4 protein-coding genes are annotated in these 5,816 nt (G+C 42.8%); 2 read left to right on the top strand and 2 right to left on the bottom strand.

Translation table 11 applies throughout. The features are described 5' to 3' along the window. Positions 1-488: 488 nt before the first annotated feature. A complete protein-coding gene (locus IQ229_RS10225) occupies positions 489-947 on the top strand; it encodes a M67 family metallopeptidase (RefSeq protein ID WP_194043378.1) in 459 nt (152 codons plus the stop codon). Positions 948-1,079: 132 nt separating this feature from the next. Then, on the top strand, positions 1,080-2,252 hold the full coding sequence (moeB, locus tag IQ229_RS10220; protein WP_194043376.1) for a molybdopterin-synthase adenylyltransferase MoeB: 1,173 nt from the start codon (positions 1,080-1,082) through the stop codon (positions 2,250-2,252). Between the two features lie 93 nt (positions 2,253-2,345). Here moeB and ftsH4 read toward each other — a convergent pair whose 3' ends face one another. Beyond that, complete coding sequence (ftsH4, locus tag IQ229_RS10215) at positions 2,346-4,214, bottom strand: ATP-dependent zinc metalloprotease FtsH4 (protein ID WP_194043374.1); 1,869 nt, start codon at positions 4,212-4,214, stop codon at positions 2,346-2,348. Positions 4,215-4,788: 574 nt separating this feature from the next. After that, positions 4,789-5,816: peptidoglycan-binding domain-containing protein (locus tag IQ229_RS10210; protein ID WP_194043372.1), on the bottom strand; the 1,028-nt coding region annotated here is incomplete at its 5' end.

Raw genomic sequence — 5,816 nt, 5'->3', positions numbered from 1 at the left:
GTTCATCTGCACTCTCTTGTATCTCGATATGCGTTATCCCTGCCATCACACACCCTTAATACCACCTCTCTATATTTTTACCATCTGTCACATTCTTTTTTCAAATGGGTATAATTATACAGCAATGATTATGATTGCCTCCATTCTCTTGTGGTTATAGTTTGAAAACACGCCCTAGTCTCAAACCTGGGGGTGATGCTTTCACCCCTACACCTACGGGGTAGGATTTGAGGGTTCTAGGATAATAACTCTCACCTACATGGTCATTCAGTTGTCTTGGCGCAGCCTCTCCCTTTGGGAGAAGGTTCTGTACCTTGCTGCTAATCCTCCAAACCCTTATGGATTTTAGTTTCTAGCCAACGATTCGCACTTTTAGTTTATAAGTAATAAGAAAGCAGTAAACAAATGTTTGAAGTAGTGATACAAAATATATATTTTTCTTGTTGAATGCTGAATTGTTAGAAGTTGCGAAAATTACAAATGCAGAGATGATCCGACTTAGCCAAGAACACTTGCAAACCATCCGCACCCATGCCGAAAGCACCTACCCAGATGAGTGCTGTGGTATAATTTTGGGCTATCTGGCTAATGAGGGCAAAACTGTGGTAGAAGTCATGCCAACAGAAAATGCCTGGAATACAGAAGCGGCTGCTGAGTTTCCAGGAGGACGCATAACAGAAAGTAAAAGACGGCAATATACGATCGCACCCGAAGTTATGCTAAAGACACAAAGGGAAGCACGCGATCGCTCATTGAACATTATCGGCATTTTTCACTCCCACCCAGATCATCCTGCCATACCCTCAGAATGCGATCGCCTATACGCTTGGCAGGGATACTCGTATATAATAGTTTCCGTCCAAAACGGCAAAGCTGGAGAACTCAAAAGTTGGAGCCTTGATGATACTCATCAGTTTCAAACAGAGAAAATTGAAAATATAATTTAACGCTTTAGTTTAAAGACACTCACTCATAGCGGTTTTTGCCGCTATCACAGATGAAAATTCGTCTTTCCTACTCTTAATAAGATCCAGTTTTTCGATAGGATTAATATTCCGCTTTCCCACATCATAACTGCTATGCTCAATCCCAATCTGGACGAAATCCAGTTGACCAAAGACGATTACGAACGCTACTCCCGACACCTGATTTTACCGGAAGTAGGGCTAGAAGGACAGAAGCGCCTGAAAGCCGCTAGTGTAATGTGTATCGGTACAGGTGGACTCGGTTCACCACTACTTTTATATTTGGCGGCGGCGGGTGTTGGACGCATCGGAATTGTCGATTTTGATGTTGTTGATACTTCTAATCTGCAACGCCAAGTAATTCACGGTACATCCTGGGTGGGTAAACCCAAGATTGAATCGGCAAAAAACCGCATTCACGAGATTAACCCCTATTGTCAAGTTGATTTATACGAAACTCGTCTGACTTCCGAAAACGCCCTGGAGCTGATTCAACCTTACGATATCGTAGTGGATGGTACTGATAACTTCCCCACCAGATATTTGGTTAACGACGCCTGCGTATTGCTGAATAAGCCCAACGTCTACGGTTCAATTTTACGCTTTGAAGGGCAAGCTACTGTATTTAATTACGAAGGTGGCCCGAATTATCGTGACCTTTTCCCAGAACCACCACCACCAGGGATGGTTCCTTCTTGTGCAGAAGGTGGCGTATTGGGAATTTTGCCAGGAATTATTGGTTTAATCCAAGCAACTGAAACTGTTAAAATAATTCTGGGACAAGGCAACACTCTTAGCGGGCGATTGCTGCTATACAACGCCTTGGATATGAAATTTCGGGAGTTAAAACTGCGTCCGAACCCGATTCGTCCAGTAATTGAAAAGTTGATAGATTACGAAGAATTCTGCGGGATTCCACAAGCTAAGGCAGAGGAGGCAAAACAGCAGTTGGAAAGTCAAGAAATGACTGTCAAGGATTTAAAGGAATTGTTGGATAGCGGTGCAAAGGATTTTGTACTGTTAGATGTTCGCAACCCCCATGAGTATGACATTGCCAAGATTCCGGGTTCAGTGTTGGTGCCCTTACCAGACATTGAAAATGGGAATGGTGTTGCTAAGGTGAAGGAAATATTGAATGGTCATCGCTTAATTGCTCATTGTAAGATGGGCGGGCGATCGGCAAAAGCCCTAGCTATTCTCAAGGAAGCCGGAATTGTAGGGACGAATGTTAAAGGCGGAATTACCGCTTGGAGTCGAGAAATCGATCCCTCAGTTCCAGAGTATTAAAAACGCAAAGTAACGCGGAGGTTTAACGCAGAGGTACGCAAAGTTATTCTCTGCGTACCTCTGAGTTTAAAACCTGACTTTCTTAATTACGAATTACGAATGAGTTACAGGTTTAACCTGACTCAACAAATCGTGCAGTTTTTCGCCTTCAATGACCTCTGTTTCTAATAGTTGAGTAGCGATCGCTTCTAGCAAATCTCGATTCTGTCTGAGAATCTCTAGGGCTTGTTCGTGGGCTGTTTCCACAATTTCCTTGACTTCGCTATCAATGGCTTTGGATGTGTCTTCACTTACCGCCCGTCGAGGATTAGCCCCGCCATTACCCAGGAATGCTGCTTGTTGTCCTTGTTGGTAAGCCAATGGCCCTAAGACTTTGCTCATACCATAAGCTGTTACCATCCGTTCTGCCAAGTCAGTTGCTCGTTGCAAATCATTGGAAGCACCTGTAGTAATACTGTTAAACACAATCTCTTCGGCGGAACGTCCACCCAACAAAGTTGCAATCTGACCCCGCAGTTCGTGTTCATTCATCAAAAAGCGGTCTTCAGTTGGTAATTGCAGAGTGTAACCCAAAGCTGCCATTCCACGAGGAATAATCGAAATCTTTTCTACACGACCATTTCCGGTTGTGAGCGCTCCAACCATTGCGTGACCAACTTCATGATATGCAACAATCTTTTTCTCAGTCTCGTTCATCACGCGACTCTTCTTCTCTAAACCGGCAACTACCCGCTCAATTGCTTCGGCAAAGTCTTCTTGAGCAACCCTTTCACGCAGATTACGCGCTGCCAATAATGCGGCTTCGTTCACTAAGTTTGCCAAATCTGCGCCAGCAAAACCAGGAGTACGAGTAGCGATCGCTTTTAAATCTACATTATCTCCTAATTTTACCTTTTGAGCGTGAATCTTGAGAATTGCTTCACGACCAGATAAATCGGGACGGTCTACTAACACTTGGCGGTCAAAGCGGCCTGGACGCAATAAAGCAGGGTCTAGGGTTTCCGGGCGGTTGGTCGCTGCTAGCACAATCACCGTTGCATCCCCAGCCGCAAACCCATCCATCTCAGTTAATAATTGGTTGAGGGTTTGTTCTCGCTCATCGTTACCACCGTAGAAGCCGTTACTGCTACGAGACTTACCAATCGCATCTAATTCATCAATGAATACAATACAGGGAGCTTGTTTTTTGGCCTGTTCAAACAAATCCCGGACTCTAGAAGAACCGACACCGACAAACAATTCTACAAACTCGGAACCAGAGATGCTGAAGAATGGAACTCCTGCTTCTCCTGCTACGGCTTTCGCTAAAAGTGTCTTACCAGTACCAGGAGGGCCAACTAACAGCACACCTTTGGGAATCCTAGCGCCAATTTGCGTAAACCGTGCCGGAGTCTTGAGGAAATCTACAATTTCTACTAACTCAGTTTTTGCTTCTTCTACCCCAGCCACATCTGCAAAGGTGATTTTCGCGGATTCGCCTTCAACGTAAACCTTAGCTTTGCTCTTACCAATGGAAAGCGCACCTTGGGGGCCACCGCCACCACCACCACGAGCGAGAAAGAACTGCCAAATACCAATAAAAATCAGTGGTGGAATCACCCAACTTAAGAGGGTTGTAAACCAAGTATTTTTGGGTGGCGGTGTAGCAGCGAACTCAACTCCCTTTTCTTCTAGCAGTTTGGGCAACTCTAAATCAAAGATCGGTGTAGTTGCAAACACCTGGCCCGGTTCGGAATTTTCTGTTTTTAGTTGGTAAACAATCTGGTTTTGACCAACGGAAACACGGCTGACTTCCCCTTCCTGTACTTGATGAATAAACAGGCTATAGGGAACACCAGTAGGGCCAGAAGCAAATAAACCAGGCAAAAATAAATTTAATAGCAGGAATAGCCCTGATACTGCCAGTAAAATATTAGCAACGATCCGAAACCGAGGTGACTTAGGCTGTTCTTTAATTCCCATAAATGTTACCAATCCTTAAATAATGAAAACTAACTTGAAAATTGGGCATAGGACATGGAGCATTGAACATTGGTTTTCCCCTGCTTCCCCTGTTCCTTATTTCCCTTAACGCTTTGAGAAACTTGATTAAAGACTGGTCAAAAATGCTGGTATGTTCGCCCAATCTAAGCAATGTCTACGACGGGCTGTAAGGCTCATGATGCTCGTTAGCCCTTGCATCTCTCTTTGGGAGAAGACTTGCTAACGGTAAGGCAAAGTTGTTCAGCTTCTGTGGATCTTCAAGTCTACTACTGTTTCTCATAATTTCTCCCATTTAGCAATGTTTGCAGCATTTTTTTACTTATTTATGTAACTAAACTTAACAATTTAATTAATCTTTGTGAACTAACGAGCAAATACGGTTTACCGTACTCAAAAAATATGCAGAGATTGGGAGACACAAATAGAAATCCCCCACAAAGAGTTATTCTGGAGCCTTAGCGGAGCTTTGCTTGCTCACTCCTGAATTCTTTTTCAATAATTTCACTTTGAACTTCCGAACCGCATTTTCCATATATGCGGTTCCTCCTAGCCATTAATGTCCATCATAAGACCAGTGAGGGCGATCGCTAGATAATTTAATCACACCGTAAGAACGGCCAACCTGCCATAAAATAGAATTTTCATAACTCGTTCGTGGCTGATTAATACTAACTGTCGTTCCATTAGCGTTTTTTATCTTTAAAGTTCCTGACCAAGTAATTTCCCAATCAATTGCTAATCTTTGGGTATGACGAGAGGTAAGAACAGGTCGAAAAGCAATATTATAAGCAGACACCATTTCTTTAGCAGCTTGAACAGAACCAGCATTGGTGTAATGTAGCCAATTAATATCTACATTAGGCATAGGTGGAACATCTTTGGCAGCAATTTCATTATTACTAATACGGAAAGCGTAGTGCATTAAATAAGCCCGTTCTGATGGGCGGAATACTGAAGAGATATTGATATTAGCCCCGGCATTTTTTAAGGCTTGCTCAAAAGCTTGTACTTTTTGGCGGAAGGGAGAAGCTAAATCATCAATTAAGTCGCTGTCTGGGAAAACATTAATCCAGGCTTTTCCACTTAGTCGTTGTCTTAATTTTTTGGCGTATTCAGTTATGTTGTCTAAAGCCAACTCCAAATCAATGCCAAGCTTGGTTTTTGTTGTATTAGAAAGCTGTTGAGCTAATTCGGCTCGAAAATTGATGTCTCTGATTTTATAAGTTTCGGCTAGTCCTTTTGTACTGTTGGGGCCAAAGTCTCCATCAGCTACTAATGGGGGATTCATACGACCGATCGCTGTTAAACTTTTTTGTAAATCTTTGACCTCATTTTCTCCAAAGTTAAGATAGGTTAATAGTTTTTGTCCGGCATTGGTATAGATAGCAAAATAAATTGCAAAACCTTGCTCTAGCGCTTTTTTATAAGTAGCAGTATCGACAATTCCCGTTACTGTTAAAGCATTGCTAGTTTGATAATCACGAGTTGCTTGAGCTGTAATATTCCCAAAATCCCCATCAATGGCAGCAATAGGGAAGTCATAATCTAAAAGAAATTTCTGCGAAGCAGTTACAATTAGCC

Origin of the sequence: Nostoc cf. edaphicum LEGE 07299 (assembly GCF_015207245.1) — a bacterium.
GTDB classification, from domain to species: domain Bacteria; phylum Cyanobacteriota; class Cyanobacteriia; order Cyanobacteriales; family Nostocaceae; genus Nostoc; species Nostoc edaphicum_B.
The sequence above is the reverse complement of the archived record's forward strand: the minus strand, read 5'-3'. Positions and strand labels throughout refer to the sequence as shown.

Excerpts from the sequence above, each read along its gene's own strand:
- IQ229_RS10225 (WP_194043378.1), top strand. The coding sequence starts at position 489 with ATGATCCGACTTAGCCAAGAACACTTGCAAACCATCCGCACCCATGCC.
- moeB (WP_194043376.1), top strand. The coding sequence starts at position 1,080 with ATGCTCAATCCCAATCTGGACGAAATCCAGTTGACCAAAGACGATTAC.
- ftsH4 (WP_194043374.1), bottom strand. The coding sequence starts at position 4,214 with ATGGGAATTAAAGAACAGCCTAAGTCACCTCGGTTTCGGATCGTTGCT.